At 62.2% G+C, this 17361-nt stretch carries 17 protein-coding genes and 1 pseudogene; 14 read left to right on the top strand and 4 right to left on the bottom strand.

Annotated features, from left to right (window positions below; translation table 11 throughout):
• Positions 1–91 precede the first annotated feature (91 nt).
• The 11 genes from pdhA to ACS4RR_RS15245 all read left to right on the top strand — a co-directional run bounded on the left by pdhA (position 92) and on the right by ACS4RR_RS15245 (position 9581).
• Positions 92–1138: a pyruvate dehydrogenase (acetyl-transferring) E1 component subunit alpha gene (gene pdhA / locus ACS4RR_RS15295; RefSeq protein WP_024320711.1), complete on the top strand. Its 1047-nt coding sequence runs from the start codon at positions 92–94 to the stop codon at positions 1136–1138.
• A gap of 15 nt (positions 1139–1153) precedes the next feature.
• Entirely contained in the window at positions 1154–2545 is a 1392-nt protein-coding gene (locus ACS4RR_RS15290; protein WP_456188988.1) for a pyruvate dehydrogenase complex E1 component subunit beta, read from the top strand.
• Positions 2546–2560: 15 nt separating this feature from the next.
• Complete coding sequence (locus tag ACS4RR_RS15285; protein ID WP_456188987.1) at positions 2561–3910, top strand: pyruvate dehydrogenase complex dihydrolipoamide acetyltransferase; 1350 nt, start codon at positions 2561–2563, stop codon at positions 3908–3910.
• A gap of 19 nt (positions 3911–3929) precedes the next feature.
• Complete coding sequence (locus tag ACS4RR_RS15280; RefSeq protein ID WP_017964162.1) at positions 3930–4571, top strand: SGNH/GDSL hydrolase family protein; 642 nt, start codon at positions 3930–3932, stop codon at positions 4569–4571.
• Between the two features lie 2 nt (positions 4572–4573).
• Positions 4574–5155, top strand: coding sequence for a GNAT family N-acetyltransferase (locus tag ACS4RR_RS15275; protein WP_017964163.1), 582 nt, complete (start codon positions 4574–4576; stop codon positions 5153–5155).
• Positions 5156–5171: 16 nt separating this feature from the next.
• Complete coding sequence (gene lpdA, locus ACS4RR_RS15270) at positions 5172–6638, top strand: dihydrolipoyl dehydrogenase (protein ID WP_017964164.1); 1467 nt, start codon at positions 5172–5174, stop codon at positions 6636–6638.
• A gap of 74 nt (positions 6639–6712) precedes the next feature.
• Complete coding sequence (locus ACS4RR_RS15265) at positions 6713–6967, top strand: GlsB/YeaQ/YmgE family stress response membrane protein (protein ID WP_003539329.1); 255 nt, start codon at positions 6713–6715, stop codon at positions 6965–6967.
• Between the two features lie 25 nt (positions 6968–6992).
• On the top strand, positions 6993–7241 hold the full coding sequence (locus ACS4RR_RS15260) for a GlsB/YeaQ/YmgE family stress response membrane protein (protein ID WP_012757333.1): 249 nt from the start codon (positions 6993–6995) through the stop codon (positions 7239–7241).
• A gap of 43 nt (positions 7242–7284) precedes the next feature.
• Positions 7285–8256 carry a lipoyl synthase gene (lipA, locus tag ACS4RR_RS15255; RefSeq protein WP_017964165.1) on the top strand — a complete coding sequence of 324 codons (972 nt, stop codon included), beginning with the start codon at positions 7285–7287 and terminating at the stop codon, positions 8254–8256.
• Positions 8257–8540: 284 nt separating this feature from the next.
• Positions 8541–9119 carry an AAA family ATPase gene (locus tag ACS4RR_RS15250; protein WP_222281160.1) on the top strand — a complete coding sequence of 193 codons (579 nt, stop codon included), beginning with the start codon at positions 8541–8543 and terminating at the stop codon, positions 9117–9119.
• Between the two features lie 9 nt (positions 9120–9128).
• Positions 9129–9581, top strand: a complete 453-nt coding sequence (locus ACS4RR_RS15245) for a type II toxin-antitoxin system RatA family toxin (protein ID WP_017964167.1) — start codon at positions 9129–9131, stop codon at positions 9579–9581.
• Between the two features lie 14 nt (positions 9582–9595).
• On the opposite strand, the gene ACS4RR_RS15240 is transcribed toward ACS4RR_RS15245, so the two are convergent.
• Both ACS4RR_RS15240 and ACS4RR_RS15235 read right to left on the bottom strand, forming a co-directional pair.
• Positions 9596–10099 (bottom strand): CinA family protein, encoded by a 504-nt coding sequence (locus tag ACS4RR_RS15240; protein WP_456188986.1) that lies wholly within the window; start codon positions 10097–10099, stop codon positions 9596–9598.
• Positions 10096–11313: a bifunctional 2-C-methyl-D-erythritol 4-phosphate cytidylyltransferase/2-C-methyl-D-erythritol 2,4-cyclodiphosphate synthase gene (locus tag ACS4RR_RS15235; RefSeq protein WP_456188985.1), complete on the bottom strand. Its 1218-nt coding sequence runs from the start codon at positions 11311–11313 to the stop codon at positions 10096–10098. The genes ACS4RR_RS15240 and ACS4RR_RS15235 overlap by 4 nt, the downstream gene beginning before the upstream one ends.
• A gap of 142 nt (positions 11314–11455) precedes the next feature.
• Between ACS4RR_RS15235 and dusB the strand changes: the two genes are divergently transcribed.
• From dusB to ntrC, 3 genes are read left to right on the top strand one after another with little or no spacing between them, the layout of a single operon-like run.
• Positions 11456–12475: a tRNA dihydrouridine synthase DusB gene (gene dusB, locus ACS4RR_RS15230; RefSeq protein ID WP_170262093.1), complete on the top strand. Its 1020-nt coding sequence runs from the start codon at positions 11456–11458 to the stop codon at positions 12473–12475.
• Entirely contained in the window at positions 12472–13626 is a 1155-nt protein-coding gene (locus ACS4RR_RS15225; RefSeq protein ID WP_456188984.1) for a two-component system sensor histidine kinase NtrB, read from the top strand. The genes dusB and ACS4RR_RS15225 overlap by 4 nt, the downstream gene beginning before the upstream one ends.
• Positions 13623–15074, top strand: coding sequence for a nitrogen regulation protein NR(I) (ntrC, locus tag ACS4RR_RS15220; RefSeq protein ID WP_017964172.1), 1452 nt, complete (start codon positions 13623–13625; stop codon positions 15072–15074). The genes ACS4RR_RS15225 and ntrC overlap by 4 nt, the downstream gene beginning before the upstream one ends.
• A 139-nt stretch (positions 15075–15213) precedes the next feature.
• On the opposite strand, the pseudogene ACS4RR_RS15215 reads toward ntrC, so the two are convergent.
• Both ACS4RR_RS15215 and ACS4RR_RS15210 read right to left on the bottom strand, forming a co-directional pair.
• Positions 15214–15393: pseudogene (locus ACS4RR_RS15215) on the bottom strand (hypothetical protein); the annotation flags it as partial.
• Between the two features lie 52 nt (positions 15394–15445).
• The gene (locus ACS4RR_RS15210; RefSeq protein WP_456188983.1) at positions 15446–17284 is read right to left on the bottom strand and encodes an adenylate cyclase; all 1839 of its coding nucleotides are present in this window, start codon (positions 17282–17284) and stop codon (positions 15446–15448) included.
• Positions 17285–17361 lie beyond the last annotated feature (77 nt).

Here is a 17361-nt window from a genome sequence, read left to right as displayed (position 1 = left end):
TACGAGCCATGCAATTATGGCATTGCTGTGGTCATGTTTCTTCCCTATGGTACGCGCCACCAAGAAACGACAAACCCATAGGGAGGGTTGAATGGCGCCGCGAAAGACCGCGACCGTTTCCAGCCGCAAAACTGCAGCAAAACCGGCAGCCAAAGCATCGAATGGCGGCCCGGTAGCCGACTTCGATCGCAATGAAGAGCTGAAGGCCTATCGCGAGATGCTGCTGATCCGCCGCTTCGAGGAGAAGGCCGGTCAGCTTTACGGCATGGGCTTCATCGGCGGCTTTTGTCACCTCTACATCGGTCAGGAAGCTGTCGTCGTCGGCATGCAGATGGCGCAGAAGGAAGGCGACCAGGTCATCACCGCCTATCGCGACCACGGCCATATGCTGGCAACCGGCATGGAAGCGCGCGGCGTCATGGCGGAACTGACCGGGCGTCGCAGCGGCTATTCCCACGGCAAGGGCGGCTCGATGCACATGTTCTCGAAAGAGAAGCATTTCTACGGCGGTCACGGCATCGTCGGCGCCCAGGTCTCGCTCGGAACGGGTCTTGCCTTCGCAAACCGCTACCGCGGCAACGACAATGTTTCCATTGCCTATTTCGGCGACGGCGCTGCCAACCAGGGCCAGGTCTACGAGAGCTTCAACATGGCGGCTCTGTGGAAGCTGCCGATCGTCTATATCGTCGAGAACAACCGTTACGCCATGGGCACCTCGACCGCCCGCGCCACCGCGCAGTCGAACTATTCGCTTCGCGGATCCGGCTTCGGCATCCCCGGCATTCAGGTCGACGGCATGGACGTCCGCGCCGTCAAGGCGGCCGCCGACGAAGCGCTCGAACATTGCCGTTCCGGCAAGGGCCCGATCATTCTCGAAATGCTGACCTATCGTTATCGCGGTCACTCCATGTCCGACCCGGCGAAGTATCGCTCCAAGGACGAGGTGCAGAAGATGCGCTCCGAGCATGACCCGATCGAACAGGTGAAGGCACGCCTCGTCGAAAAGGGCTGGGCTTCCGAAGACGATCTGAAGGCGATCGACAAGGATGTCCGCGACATCGTCGCCGACAGCGCCGACTTCGCCCAGGCCGATCCGGAGCCGGATGTATCCGAGCTCTATACCGACATTCTGCTCTAATCGGGGAGGGAACCCATGCCTATCGATATCCTCATGCCCGCCCTCTCTCCGACCATGGAAGAAGGCACACTGTCCAAATGGCTGAAGCAGGAAGGTGACAAGGTCACCTCAGGCGACGTGATCGCCGAAATCGAAACCGACAAGGCGACGATGGAAGTCGAAGCCGTCGACGAAGGCGTCATCGGCAAGCTTCTGGTTCCTGCCGGAACCGAAGGCGTCAAGGTGAACGCCAAGATCGCCGTTCTCCTGCAGGACGGTGAATCCGCATCCGACATGTCTGCGTCCGCTCCGGCAGCAGCGCCGGCTGCTGCACCGCAGGCCGCGCAAGAGGAAAAGCCGGCTGCCGCAACTCCGGCATCCGCACCCGTTCCGGCCGAGCCGAAAGCCCAGGTGCAGAACGATCCGGAAATCCCGGCCGGCACCGAAATGGTGTCGACGACCGTGCGCGAAGCGCTGCGCGACGCCATGGCCGAGGAAATGCGCGCCGACGAAAGCGTCTTCGTCATGGGCGAGGAAGTCGCCGAATACCAGGGCGCTTACAAGGTCACGCAGGGGCTGCTGCAGGAATTTGGACCCCGCCGCGTCGTCGATACGCCGATCACCGAGCATGGCTTTGCCGGCGTCGGCGTCGGTGCAGCCATGGCCGGCCTTCGGCCGATCGTCGAGTTCATGACCTTCAACTTCGCCATGCAGGCGATCGACCAGATCATCAACTCCGCCGCCAAGACGCTTTATATGTCCGGCGGCCAGATGGGCGCTCCGATCGTCTTCCGCGGTCCGAATGGTGCAGCCGCTCGCGTCGGCGCCCAGCACAGCCAGGATTATGCTGCCTGGTATAGCGCCATCCCCGGCCTGAAGGTCGTCATGCCCTATACGGCATCCGACGCCAAGGGCCTGCTGAAGGCTGCGATCCGCGATCCGAACCCGGTCATCTTCCTCGAAAACGAAATTCTCTACGGTCAGCACTTCGACGTGCCGAAGCTCGACAATTTCGTGCTGCCGATCGGCAAGGCCCGCGTCCATCGTCCGGGCAAGGACGTCACGGTCGTCTCCTTCGGCATCGGCATGAGCTATGCCACCAAGGCTGTCGCCGAACTCGAGAAGATCGGCATCGACGTCGAGCTGATCGACCTTCGCACCATCCGCCCGATGGACCTGCCGACTGTCATCGAATCGGTGAAGAAGACCGGCCGTCTGGTCACCGTCGAGGAGGGTTATCCCCAGTCCTCCGTCGGCACCGAAATCGCCACCCGCGTCATGCAGCAGGCCTTCGACTATCTCGATGCGCCGATCCTGACGATCGCAGGCAAGGACGTTCCGATGCCTTACGCCGCCAATCTCGAAAAACTCGCCCTTCCGAACGTCGTCGAAGTGGTCGATGCGGTGAAGGCTGTTTGCTACAAATAAGGGGAGGGTGTTTCGATGCCGATCAATATCACGATGCCCGCCCTCTCTCCGACCATGGAGGAAGGCAATCTTTCCAAATGGCTGGTCAAGGAAGGCGACAAGGTCAAGTCTGGCGATGTGATCGCCGAGATCGAGACCGACAAGGCGACGATGGAAGTCGAAGCCGTCGATGAAGGCACGGTCGCCAAGCTCGTCGTTGCCGCCGGCACCGAAGGCGTCAAGGTCAATGCGCTGATCGCGGTTCTCGCCGCCGATGGCGAGGATGTCTCCGCTGCCGCAAGCAGTGCGGGTTCCGCCGCTCCGGCACCGAAAACTGACGGTGCAGCCGCACCGAAAGCCGAGGCTGCACCGGCTCCGGCCCAGTCTGCTCCGGCTGCGGCACCTGTAACCACCGCCGCACCCGCCTCGGTTTCGTCCGATGGCAACCGCACCTTCTCTTCGCCGCTCGCTCGCAGGCTGGCCAAGGAAGCCGGTATCGACCTTTCGGCAGTCGCGGGCTCCGGCCCGCATGGCCGCGTCGTCAAGAGCGACATCGAAGCCGCCGTCGCCGGCGGTGGCGCCAAGGCTGCTGCTGCGCCCGTATCCGCGCCCGCCGCGCCGGCTCCGGCCGCCGCTGCACCGAAAGGCGCGTCCGAAGAAGGCGTGCTCAAGCTCTTCGAACCAGGCTCCTACGAGCTCGTGCCGCATGACGGCATGCGCAAGACGATCGCCAGGCGCCTGGTCGAATCCAAGCAGACGATCCCGCATTTCTACGTCAGCCTCGATTGCGAGCTCGATGCGTTGCTGGCGCTACGCGCCCAGCTGAACGATGCGGCTCCGCGCAAGGACAACGCTCCGGCCTACAAGCTCTCGGTCAACGACATGGTCATCAAGGCCATGGCGCTGGCGCTGCGCGACGTTCCGGATGCCAACGTCTCCTGGACCGACAGCAACATGGTCAAGCACAAGCACGCCGATGTCGGCGTTGCTGTCTCGATCCCCGGCGGCCTGATCACGCCGATCATCCGCAAGGCCGAGGAAAAGACCCTGTCGACGATCTCCAACGAGATGCGCGATCTCGGCAAGCGGGCCAAGGACCGCAAGCTGAAGCCTGAGGAATATCAGGGCGGCACCAGCTCCGTCTCCAACATGGGCATGATGGGCGTGAAGAACTTCGCAGCCGTCGTCAACCCGCCGCATGCGACGATCCTCGCGGTCGGTGCCGGCGAACAGCGGGTTGTCGTCAAGAAGGGCGAAATGGCGATCGCCACCGTGATGTCAGTCACGCTCTCGACCGACCATCGCTGTGTCGACGGCGCGCTCGGCGCCGAGCTGCTCCAAGCCTTCAAGGGCTACATCGAGAACCCGATGGGCATGCTTGTCTGATAGCGACGCGGAGACGGAAATGACCAAGACCGTTCTTTGCTATGGTGACTCGCTGACCTGGGGTTATGACGCCGAGACGATCGGCCGTCATGACTACAAGAATCGCTGGCCGAGCGTGCTTCAGGCAGCGCTCGGCGGTGAGGCCCGCGTCATCGCCGAAGGCCTGAACGGTCGCACCACCGCTTTCGACGACCATCTCGCCGATTGCGACCGCAACGGTGCGCGCATCCTGCCGACGATCCTGCAGTCGCATGCGCCGCTCGACCTCGTTGTCCTTCTGCTCGGCACCAACGACATGAAGCCGGTTGTGGCGGGTTCGGCCTTTGCCGCATGCCAGGGCATCAGCCGGCTCGTGCGGCTGATCCGCAATCACGCCTGGCCCTTCGAATTCGATGGGCCGGAGATTCTGATCGTGGCGCCGCCGGCGATCCGCGCGACGGGCAATGTGCCTTTCGCCGCGTCGTTCCCCGGCGGCATCGAGGAATCGGCAAAACTTGCAACGCTTTATCGTGATCTTGCCGACGAACTCGGTTGTGGTTTCTTCGACGGCAATTCCGTCGCCAAGACCACACCGATCGATGGCATCCATCTCGATGCGGAGAATACGCGTGCGCTCGGCCGTGGGCTGGAATCGATCGTGCGGATGATGCTGGGGATCTGAGCATGACCTCCTTCATCGCCCTCCGGCAGGCCTCACGGCGGGATGCCTCGGAGCTGGCGATTCTGGCGGATATCGCGTCGCGCGGTTTTGCCTCCTGGCTTTGGTTTGCCGGTGTGGAAAACGGCGTGAGCGACACGCCGCTGGAGCGGGGCCGGCTGAAGATGGGCGAGGAGGAAGCTGTCGGCGGCTGGCGGGATGCCGTCATTGCCGAGGCCTATGGCGAGGTCGCTGGTGTGGCGATCGGCCATGCGCTGAGTGAGGGGATAGGTGATATCGAGGCGACGATTCCGGCGACCGCACCGATGCTCGCCTTGCAGAAAACGGTTGTGGGAAGCTGGTTCATCGGCAGTCTCGGCGTCTATCGCCATCTGCGTGGCATCGGCATCGGACGCAGGCTGCTGGACGACCAGATCGAAAGGGCCGATCGGCGGCCCGTCAGCCTGATCACCGCCAGCGACAACGAAGCGGCTTTGTCGCTTTATGAAAGAAACGGATTCCTGGAGGCTGCGCGCGCCGATGCCGTGCCGCTCTTCGAAAACAGCAAGAGACACGCGTGGGTGCTCATGACCCGCAGCGCAGCGTAACAAAGGCAGGAAATACATGGCTGAATCCTACGACGTCATCATCATCGGCTCGGGTCCCGGCGGCTATGTCGCCGCCATCCGTTCCAGCCAGCTCGGCCTCAAGACCGCGATCGTCGAGCGCGAGCATATGGGCGGCATCTGCCTGAACTGGGGCTGCATACCCACAAAGGCGCTGCTGCGCTCGGCCGAGGTGCTCGACCATGCCAATCATTTCAAGGATTACGGCCTCGTTCTCGAAGGCACGGTCAAGCCGGATGCCAAGGCCGTCGTCGGCCGCTCGCGCGCAGTCTCCGCCCGTCTGAATGCCGGCGTCGGCTTCCTGATGAAGAAGAACAAGATCGACATCATCTGGGGCGAGGCGAAAATCACCAAGGCTTCGACCGGGACCCAGGCGGGCGAGGTGGTCGTCGGCAAGTCGTCGAAGCCGGTTGTCGAGCCGCAGCATCCGTTGCCGAAGAACGTCAAGGGCGGCGAGGGAACCTATAGCGCAAAGCACATCATCATCGCCACCGGCGCCCGTCCCCGCGCGTTGCCCGGCATCGAGCCGGATGGCAAGTTGATCTGGACCTATTTCGAGGCTCTGAAGCCGGATGTTCTGCCGAAGTCGCTGATCGTCATGGGCTCTGGCGCGATCGGCATCGAATTCGCCAGCTTCTATCGCTCGATGGGCGTCGACGTCACGGTCGTCGAAGTCATGCCGACCATCATGCCGGTCGAGGATGCCGAGATCACCGCGATCGCCCGCAAGCAGCTTGAAAAGCGCGGGCTCAAGATCTTCACCAGCGCCAAGGTCACCAAGGTCGAGAAGGCCGCCGACAGCGTCACCGCTCACGTCGAGACGGCTGATGGCAAGGTGCAGCAGATCACCGCGGACCGGTTGATTTCGGCCGTCGGCGTTCAGGGCAATATCGAAAACCTCGGTCTCGAGGCGCTCGGCGTCAAGACCGACCGCGGCTGCGTCGTCATCGATGGCTATGGCAAGACCAATGTCGCCGGCATCTATGCGATCGGCGATGTCGCCGGCCCACCGATGCTGGCCCACAAGGCAGAGCATGAGGGCGTCGTCTGCGTCGAAAAGATCGCCGGCCTCCCGAACGTTCATCCCACAGACAAGGGCAAGGTGCCGGGCTGCACCTATTGCCAGCCGCAGGTCGCCTCCGTCGGTGTCACCGAAGCAAAAGCCAAGGAACTGGGCCGCGACATCCGCGTCGGCCGCTTCCCCTTCTCTGCAAACGGCAAGGCGATCGCGCTCGGCGAGGATCAGGGCCTCTGCAAGGTGATCTTCGACAAGAAGACCGGCGAGCTGCTCGGCGCCCACATGGTCGGCGCCGAAGTCACCGAGCTCATCCAAGGCTTCGTCGTCGCGATGAATCTCGAGACGACCGAGGAAGAACTGATGCACACGATCTTCCCTCATCCGACCGTGTCGGAATCGATGAAGGAAGCGGTGCTCGATGCTTACGGTCGCGTCCTGAACGCTTGATAATTTCCCATCCCGCCCTCAATGTCCGGAGTGGAAAGCCACGCTGAGGATGGAAAAAACGAAAGGAAATCATCATGTCTATGGAGACGCAGGCGTTGCTGGTGTTTTTGCTGATCGGCCTGGTTGCAGGCTTCCTCGCAAGCCTGGTCGTCGGTGGCGGCGGGCTGATAAGATGCCTGCTGAGCGGCATCATTGGCGCCTTCGTCGGCGGCTATCTGTTCAGCGCGCTCGGCATTTCGCTGGGCATTGAAAACGCGCTGGTGGTGCAGATCATCCACGCCACGGTCGGCGCCATCATCGTGGTTCTGATCGCGAGGGCGGTCGCTTGAAGCGCAACTGAGGGGCAGAGTAAGAATGGAAAGCGTCGGCTGGATTTCGGCAATCATCATCGGCGGACTTGCGGGCTGGCTCGCCGGCAAGCTGATGGAAGCGCGATACGGGATTTTCCTGAATATCGTGCTCGGCATTGTCGGCTCGGTCGTCGCAAGCGCCGTCCTTGCACAGTTCCACGTTGAGGTGGTCGGCGGACGGCTCGGCTATTTCGTGACGGGTTTCCTCGGCGCCTGCTTGTTGATATTCCTTGCGCGGCTGGTGCGGCGCTAGATCTGGATTTGCCGCATAGGGGCGGTAGAAAGCTGAAACTGCAATGGTGACCATCCTCGATACGATCAATCCCGACGCCAAGCGCGTCCGGCATCCGGAGAAGGCGCATCGGCCGGACACGGAAGTCATGCGCAAGCCGGACTGGATTCGCGTCAAGGCGCCGACCTCCAAGGGTTATGCCGAGACGCGCGCGATCGTGAAGGAGCATAAGCTTGTCACCGTCTGCGAGGAGGCCGGCTGCCCGAATATCGGCGAGTGCTGGGACAAGAAGCACGCGACGTTCATGATCATGGGCGAGATCTGTACCCGCGCCTGTGCCTTCTGCAACGTCGCCACCGGCAAGCCGAATGCGCTCGATATGGCCGAGCCCGAGAATGTCGCCAAGGCGGTCAAGCAGATGGGCCTCAGCCACGTCGTCATCACCTCGGTCGACCGTGACGACCTGGAGGACGGCGGCGCCGAACACTTCGAAAAGGTGATCTGGGCAATCCGTGCCGCCTCGCCGATGACGACGATCGAGATCCTGACGCCCGATTTCCTGAAAAAGCCGGGTGCGCTGGAACGCGTCGTCGCTGCCAAACCCGACGTCTTCAACCACAATATGGAAACGGTGCCCGGCAACTATCTGACGGTTCGTCCTGGCGCCCGCTACTTCCATTCCGTCCGCCTGCTGCAGCGGGTGAAGGAACTCGATCCCACCATGTTCACCAAATCGGGCATCATGGTTGGTCTCGGCGAAGAGCGAAACGAAGTCCTGCAGCTGATGGACGATCTACGCACCGCCGATGTCGACTTTCTGACGATCGGCCAGTACCTGCAGCCGACCCGCAAGCACCACAAAGTCGAAAGCTTCGTCACTCCCGACGAGTTCAAGTCGTACGAGACGGTCGCCTACAGCAAGGGCTTCCTGATGGTCGCCTCCAGCCCGCTGACCCGCTCTTCCCACCATGCCGGCGACGACTTCGCCCGGCTGCGGGCGGCGCGCGAAAAGAAGCTGCTGATCGCCGCTGAGTGAGATTTGGCGCTTGCTTTATCAGACTGCTGATAAAGTCGACCAACCATGCTTCGGCTGCTCGAGCTGGTGCCGCGGTTGCCCTGTTCGCGCCAATGGCTGCCCCTCACCCTAACCCTCTCCCCGTAAACGGGGCGAGGGGACGTGCCCTGCGAGAAGTGGGCGAGGGACGGAGAGGTCGCGGCATAATCCCTTCGCCCCGCAAGCGGGGAGAAGGTGCCGGCAGGCGGATGAGGGGCCGGCCTCGCCGTTCTCCTCGGCCGAGGTGTCGTATCTTGAGGGCGATGATGAAGGTCAAATTCGGTTTGAAGTCGACGCTGATCGAAGCCGACCGCATCCTGGTGATTGGCTGCCCCGGTAGCGGCAAGAGCACGCTCGCAAAGCGGCTTTCGCGAGCGCTCGGCCTTGGCTATATCTCCATGGACCGCGACTTTTACTGGCTGCCGGGCTGGAGAAAGAGGCCGCGCGACGAGATCGACCGCCTGATCGCCAAGGCCGTGGCGGAAGAGCGCTGGATCATGGATGGAACCGGGCTGAACTCCTTCGATCTTCGCCTGCCACGCGCCGACGCCGTCATTTGGCTTCGGCTACCGAGATATGCATGCCTTTACGGCGCCATATCGAGAGCGTTCCGTTATTTCGGGCGCAACCGCCCCGAACTGCCTGTCGGGTGTCCCGAACGCCTCTCGCTGGAGGCGCTCGCCTATATCTGGAATTTCGAGCGGGATGCCGCCCCCTTGATCGAAGCAGCGCTTCTGGATCATGTCGCCGGCATCGCCGAGCACGGCCCCGACGTGCCGGTTCTTCAGCTAAAATCCCGCCGCCAGATGCGCGAACTTCTTGATCTTCTCGACCGGCCCGCTTAATTGCCGACTATGCCGCAATTCGAAACACACCGTCCCGTCCCGCATTCGCCCGAGCAGATGTTCGACCTCGTCGCCGACGTCGAGCGCTATCCGGAATTCCTGCCGCTTTGCGAAGCGCTCGCCATCAGGAGCCGCAAGGAGCGCGACGGCAAGATCCTGCTCGTCGCCGACATGACGGTCGGCTATAAGGCGATCCGCGAGACCTTCACGACCCAGGTGCTGCTGAACCGGGCCGAGCACGTCATTGAGGTCAAATATATCGATGGCCCGTTCAAATATCTCGACAATCGCTGGCATTTCGCCGAGACGCCGTCCGGCGGCTGCACCGTCGATTTCTTCATCGATTACGAGTTCAAGAGCCGTATTCTCGGCGCGTTGATGGGCTCAATGTTCGACCGCGCCTTCCGCATGTTCACCGAAGCCTTCGAGACCAGGGCAAACAGGATCTACACACCGGCTTGATGAGCGAACCGGCCTCAGGCAGCAAGAAGCGAGCGCACCATCTCCAGCGCCGTCCTGATCGTCGCTAGTCGAATCTCGCTGCGGCCGATATCGCCATAGTGCATTTTCCGATGGATGAGCGCGCCGGCGCGCGATTTGGCGGCGAGGTGCACGAGGCCGACCGGCTTTTCGGCGGATCCGCCGCCGGGGCCGGCAATGCCTGTGACGGCGACGGCGATCTCGGCGCGTGAGCGGAAGAGGGCGCCATGCACCATCTGTCGCGCCGTTTCCTCCGAGACCGCGCCGAAGCGCGAGAGCGTTTCCGCCTGCACGCCGAGCATCTCGATCTTTGCGCTATTCGTATAGGTGACGAAGCCGCGGTCGACGACGGCGGACGAACCCGAAATCTCCGTCAGCGCCCCGGCGATCAGCCCGCCGGTGCAGGATTCGGCGGTCGAGATCATCAGGCCTGCAGCCGTGAAGTCACGGATGATCGCCTCCGCCGTCGAAATAATATCTTGAGGAAAAAGGTTCATCATTTCCTTCCGCGATAGACGACGGTGGCAGTCGCGATCGCCGCGATGCCTTCGCGCCGGCCGACGAAGCCGATCGTCTCGTTGGTTGTCGCCTTGACCGAGCAACGCTCGATATCGATGCCGAGATAGTCCGACAGTTTCGCCCGCATGGCGTCGCGATGCGGGCCGACCTTCGGCGCCTCGGCGATCAGCGAGACGTCGGCATTCATGATCGTGCCGCCGCGCTCTCGCACGATCCGGGCGGCATGCTCGATGAAGATCCGCGAAGCTGCTCCCTTCCATTGCGGGTCGGACGGCGGGAAATGATCGCCGATATCGCCGGCGCCGCACGTGGCGAGCAGCGCGTCCGTCAGCGCATGCAGTGCGACGTCGGCATCCGAGTGCCCTTTGAGCTTCTGGTCATGCGGAATGAACACGCCGCAAAGTGTCACGCCATCGCCGGCTACGAGCTGGTGCACGTCGTAGCCGTTGCCGGTGCGCACGTCTGGAAGCAGCGACGTCGACAGCTTGTCGTCGGCCATGGCAATATCGTTCCTGACCGTTAGCTTGACGTTGTCGGCCGTGCCCTCGACGATCGTCACCGGAATGCCCATCCATTCGGCGATCGAGGCGTCGTCGGTGAAATCGCTTCGTCCGCCTGCGGCCGCCTTCTCATGCGCCTCGAGGATCTTGTCGAAGGCGAAGGATTGCGGCGTCTGCGCCGCGTAAAGATGCTCGCGGGAAACCGTTGTCAGCACGATGCCGGCGTTGTCGGTGCGTTTCAGCGTATCGGTGACCGGGATCGCCGGCAGCACCGCCTGCGCGCCGGCGCCAAGGCTCTCGGCAATGCGATCGAGAAGCACATGGTCGAAGAACGGGCGCACGGCATCGTGGATCAGCACATGACTGATTTGCTTGTCCTTGAGATATCTGAGGCCGGCAAGCACGGATTGCTGCCTGGTCGCGCCCCCATGCACCGTTTCGATCGGCGTTGCCGAGATGATGTTGCGGAAGGCTCTCGCAAACAGCGCCTCGTCATCGGGATGAATGACGACGACGATCTCAGTTGCCGCTTCCCATGTCATGAAGTTTTCAAGCGTATGCGCGATAACCGGCTTGCCGCCGATCATGCGATACTGCTTGGGTCCTTCCTTGGATGATCCCGCGCGCTCGCCGCGGCCGGCGGCCACGATGACAATTCCAGCCGATATCGGTTGCTTAGAAGGCATTTGCAGCATAAATCCCCTAAAATATGCGGAATTGACCGGAGTGCTCTAACGTCTTGCTTGGGCCTTTTCCAGCATCTGCCCGAAAAATATCAATTCCGGTGCCAGCCCCCTTGGCAAGCCAGGGAATAGTGGCTAAAAATAATGCAGTTCTATTGTATGCCCGAAAGATAATCATTTGATTTCCCAGGACCTCGCAGCGCCTTTCCGAATCGGACCCGTGTCCGTGCGGAACCGCGTTGTGCTGGCGCCGATGTCCGGCGTCACCGATATGCCCTTCCGCGAGTTGGCGTGGCGCTTCGGTGCCGGCCTCGTCGTCACCGAAATGGTGGCGAGCCGCGAACTGGTCAACGACACGGCCGAATCCTGGTCGCGGCTCAGCGCTGCCGGCTTCCGGCCGCATATGGTGCAGCTTGCCGGCCGTGAGGCGCACTGGATGGCGGAGGCGGCAAAGATCGCCGCCGATCATGGCGCCGATATCATCGACATCAACATGGGCTGCCCGGCAAAGAAGGTGATCGGCGGTTATTCCGGCTCGGCGCTGATGCGCGATCCCGATCACGCGCTCGGCCTCATCGAGGCGACGGTCAAGGCTGTCGACATTCCAGTGACGCTGAAGATGCGCCTCGGCTGGGACGAGAATTCGATCAATGCGCCAGACATCGCGCGCCGCGCCGAAGCCGCCGGCATCCAGCTTGTGACCATTCATGGGCGCACCCGCATGCAATTCTATGAAGGCCGCGCCGATTGGGATGCTATCCGCGCCGTCCGCGAGGTGATCTCCATTCCGCTGATCGCCAATGGCGATGTCGAAACCGCTGGCGACGCGCAGGAAATATTGCGTCGCTCCGGCGCCGATGCCGTGATGATTGGCAGGGGCTGTCAGGGCAGACCGTGGCATGCCGGCGTCCTTGCCGGTGCGCCCGAGCCGCGACGCCAGGAGATCGCCGATATCGCCGTCGAACATTACCGGATGATGCTGGATTTCTACGGCGAAGCGGTGGCGATCCGCCACGCCCGCAAGCATCTTGGCTGGTATCTCCAGCGTTTCGCCCCAGCTCTGTCAGGCGCTGAAAAGGCGGAGATCATGACCTCGCGCGATCCGCGCGAGGTGGCCGCGCGCCTTTATGATGCGCTGGCTGTGAATATTGTCGACAGCCGGGAGGCGGCATGACGAAGGATATGATATCTCCGTCCGATCACGCCGGCGGGACCGTCGCCATGGCCGTACTGAACGCCATCCAGAACCCGGTCATCATGGTCGACGAATCCGGTTTCGTCGTTTTCGCCAATTGGGAGGCGGAGGCCTTCTTCGGTGCCAGCGCCTCGCATCTGGCGCGTTACCGCATCTCGACCTTCATCCCTTTCGGCAGCCCGCTGCTTGCCCTCATCGACCAGGTGCGCGAGCGCAAGGCGCCGGTCAACGAATATCGCGTCGACCTGAGTTCGCCCCGCCTCGGACAGGACAAGCTCGTCGATCTCTACGTCGCCCCGGTGCTCAGCGAGCCCGGCGCCGTCGTCATCGTCTTCCAGGAACGCTCGATGGCCGACAAGATCGACCGGCAGCTGACGCATCGCGCCGCCGCCCGCTCGGTGACCGGTCTTGCCTCGATGCTGGCGCATGAGATCAAGAACCCGCTCTCCGGCATACGCGGTGCTGCCCAGCTGCTTGAACAGTCTGCGGTCGACGACGATCGGGCGCTGACCCGGCTGATCTGCGACGAGACCGACCGCATCGTCTCGCTGGTCGACCGCATGGAAGTCTTTTCCGACGAACGCCCTGTCGACCGCATGCCGGTCAACATCCATTCCGTGCTCGATCATGTGAAGGCGGTCGCCAAGGCGGGGTTTGCCCGCAACATCCGGGTCACGGAGAGTTACGACCCGTCGCTGCCGGCCGTCTATGCCAATCGCGACCAGCTCGTCCAGGTCTTCCTCAATCTGGTGAAGAACGCCGCTGAAGCGGTCGGCGATCGGCCGGACGGCGAGATCATGCTGACGACGGCCTATCGCCCCGGCATCCGTCTTTCGGTCGCCGGCACGCGTGAAAAGATCTCGCTGCCGCTGGAATTCTGCGTCCACGACAACGGCCCCGGCGTTCCCCTCGATCTGTTGCCGCATCTCTTCGATCCCTTCATCACCACCAAGCCGAACGGCAGCGGCCTCGGCCTGGCCCTGGTCGCCAAGATCATCGGCGATCACGGCGGCATCATCGAATGCGACAGCCAGAACAACCGCACGACATTCCGCGTTCTCATGCCGGCGTCGAAGGACGCCTCGCTTGAAGACGCCTCTATTGCAAGCTCGACAGGACCTTCTCGATGACAGCCACGATCCTCGTTGCAGATGATGATGCGGCCATCCGGACCGTGCTCAACCAGGCTTTGAGCCGCGCCGGTTATGACGTCCGCATTACCTCCAACGCCGCTACCCTCTGGCGCTGGATTTCCGCGGGCGAGGGCGATCTGGTCGTCACCGATGTGGTGATGCCCGACGAGAACGCCTTCGATCTGCTGCCGCGTATAAAGAAGGCGCGTCCCGACCTGCCGGTCCTCGTCATGAGCGCACAGAACACCTTCATGACCGCCATCAAAGCCTCGGAGAAGGGCGCCTACGACTATCTGCCGAAGCCCTTCGACCTCACCGAGCTGATCGGCATCATCGGCCGGGCGCTGGCGGAACCGAAGCGCAAGCCCGCCAAACTTGAAGACGACATGCAGGACGGCATGCCGCTCGTCGGCCGGTCGGCGGCGATGCAGGAAATCTATCGCGTGCTCGCCCGCCTGATGCAGACGGACCTGACGCTGATGATCACCGGCGAATCCGGCACGGGCAAGGAACTCGTCGCCCGCGCGCTGCATGATTATGGCAAGCGCCGCAACGGCCCGTTCGTCGCAATCAACATGGCGGCGATCCCGCGCGACCTGATCGAATCCGAACTTTTCGGCCATGAGAAGGGCGCCTTTACCGGCGCGCAGACCCGCTCGACCGGCCGTTTCGAACAGGCCGAAGGCGGCACGCTCTTCCTCGACGAGATCGGCGACATGCCGATGGACGCCCAGACACGGCTCTTACGCGTCCTGCAGCAGGGCGAATATACCACCGTCGGCGGTCGCACGCCGATCCGCACCGACGTGCGCATCGTTGCCGCCACCAACAAGGACCTGAAGCAGGCGATCAACCAGGGTCTCTTCCGCGAGGACCTCTATTACCGCCTCAATGTCGTGCCGCTGCGCCTGCCGCCGCTGCGCGATCGCGCCGAGGACATTCCCGATCTGGTGCGCCATTTCATCCAGCAGGCCGAAAAGGAAGGCCTCGGCTCCAAGCGCTTCGATCAGGAAGCGCTCGAACTGATGAAGGCCTATGCCTGGCCGGGCAACGTCCGCGAACTGGAAAACCTCATCCGCCGTCTGATGGCGCTCTATCCGCAGGATGTCATCACCCGCGAGATCATCGACGCCGAACTGCGTTCCGATGTGCCCGACAGCCCGATCGACAAGGGACCGATCCGCAGCGGCTCGATGACGATCGCGCAAGCCGTCGAGGAGAACATGCGCAGCTACTTCGCCGGGTTCGGGGACAATCTGCCGCCGCCCGGCCTCTATGACCGCGTGCTGACGGAAATGGAGTATCCGCTGATCCTCGCAGCCCTGACGGCGACGCGCGGCAACCAGATCAAGGCCGCCGATCTTCTCGGTCTCAACCGCAACACCTTGCGCAAAAAGATCAGGGAACTTGGCGTTTCGGTCTACAGAAGTTCCCGCACTGCCTGAGTGTGTTCGCGCTCGCATCGGGCCGGCATGCGGCCTGATGCCAGAATTGGCGCCGCGGCGGGCTATATGAGTCGAGAAGTCGTGGGTTTCATGGACGACTTCATCGTTCAAACCCAGTCTGCTGTTCCAGACGTCGTACTCAGAAGTGGATAACGACGCCGAGGATCGGACCCTGCTGGACGACGTCGAAGACAAAGCCGTCATTGTCGTAGTCGACGCCGAGTGCGCGGTATCCCGCAACGGCCGAGATCGTATCGGTGAACTTTTACCCGACCGCGAGCGCCACATCCCAGTCGAGATCCGCGCCGCCGGCACCGACGTTTGTCGAATGCGTTCGTCGGGTTTCTGTGGCAGTTATCCTGACGGTAGCGCTACCGCGGCTGAAGGGCCTTGGAGTCGTCGATCGGCAGCGACATGGTCGCCAGCACCTCGTCCCTCACAAGCAGCTCGGCCGTTTGCAGATCGGCAATCATCCGCGACCGGTCCTGTGGCTGGAAATTGCGCACCTTGAGTTCGGCCACGATGTTCGGAATGAAGTCGGGTCTCATTTCGTTGAACCGCGCGGCCTCTCTGCGGGCGTCCTCGATCATTCCAGCGTCGACGTAGATGACGGCAGCCACCGCATGGAATAGCGGGAACTTCTGCAGGTCCGCCTGCCTGATCTCGGTGACTGCGGTCTTGTCGTCGTGCAACATGTAGGCTGCGAGTGCGCGCGTTCCGCGATAGTAGCCGCCGCCGGCAGGGTTGAGATCAATGGCACGATCCAGCAGCGCTGCCCCGCGCTGCCACTCCCCGCTCATCGCCACCCGGGTACCAAATTCTGCCAGCAATTCGGTGTCGTTCGGATTGGTCGCCAGTGCCCGTTCGCCGATCTGAAGTGCCTCCGAAACCCGCTGGCTGAAAAACAACGCCGTCATCAGCGCCTGAAGGGCGCGGGTGTTGCCGGGATCCAGTTGAACGGCACGGCGGGCGGCTTGAAAGCTGCGATCTATCGGCGTGGACGAAATGGGCTTCCGGTTGAACCTGAAATGATCCTCGTCAAGATAGATTATCGACAACATCGCCCAGGCGGTCGCAAAGGATGGATAGCGGGCGACAGCACTTTCGAGGCAGTTTCGAACCTCTCCGTGCCGCTCGCTGCTTAACTCGGCACGGTAAGCATAAAAGCTAAGCGTGCAGCCGTAGATGCCGAGATCATCGGGCGGCGGATTGGAAACATCGGCCTGGGCCATGATGCCATAGGGCTGCGCCACAGCGGTCGCAACCTTGTTTGCAACGTCGGACTGGATGGTGAACAGGTCGCGGACGCCGATGTCGTCGTCGTAGGTCTGCGACCAGAGGATCTCATCGGTCTGCGTGTCGAGCAGACGTGCCGTCACACGCACTCGGCTTCCGGAGACGCGAACCCCGCCTGCCAGCAGGAAGCGTGCGCCAAGTTCCCCGCAGATCCTCGATGTCTCCACTTCTGGCGGCAACGATTTGGACGTCTCGCGACCGAAGACCTTGATCTCCTTGAAGCGGGGAAGGGCAGTGAGGAGTTCCTCGGTCAGGCCCGTCGTGTAGAGTTCAGCCTGAGGACCATCACCGAGATTGGCAAATGGAGCGATCACCAATGTCGGTCCGTCAGATCGCGTTATGTGGGCAGTCGCAAACGGCCAGATCGAGCCAAATCCAACGGAGGTCAAGCCAGCCAGCGCTGCAGCGCCGCCCGCGATCACGATCAATCCAAGGACCACTGCCCATCTATATCCTCGTAAGCCGGGAAAGAGGGAATAGGCGCGCTCCGGTGGCAGACTTTGGTCTTCAGCATCGGGATTGTCATCGCTCGGGCAAGTCCAGGCAAAGGTCGGCACGTAACCGCCTTTCGGAATGTCTATTCGGATCGGATCGTGTTGACCTCCTGTAAAATAATAGCGCTCGAGCACCCGCCTGAGCCTTCCGGCCTCGATCCGCACAACCGGATCATCCTGTGTGAAGCCGTTGGAGCGCTTGAAGACTTCGACGGCGATGGAGTAACCCTTGATCCGGTCTGCGCGGCCTGCAAGCGTCTCCTCCACGGCATAGGTGAGAAATGCCGCACTCCGGCCGACATGCGGAAATTGCGGGCTGGTGATGATTCGCTCAAGCTGAGCCCGAACATCATCGTGGGTCGGTAGTGGTCGCGTCGAAACCGGCGCGATATCGCGCCTTGATGGCAATGAATCCTGCACGACTTGCTCCTCACCCGCTCTTGAGGGACGTGACTACCGGAGATTTTATTAACTATCCCTTTTGTAACCTACCGCAG

The sequence above is a fragment of the Rhizobium zaerense genome (assembly GCF_051810725.1).
Taxonomy (GTDB): Bacteria; Pseudomonadota; Alphaproteobacteria; order Rhizobiales; family Rhizobiaceae; genus Rhizobium; species Rhizobium leguminosarum_I.
The sequence above is the reverse complement of the archived record's forward strand: the minus strand, read 5'-3'. Positions and strand labels throughout refer to the sequence as shown.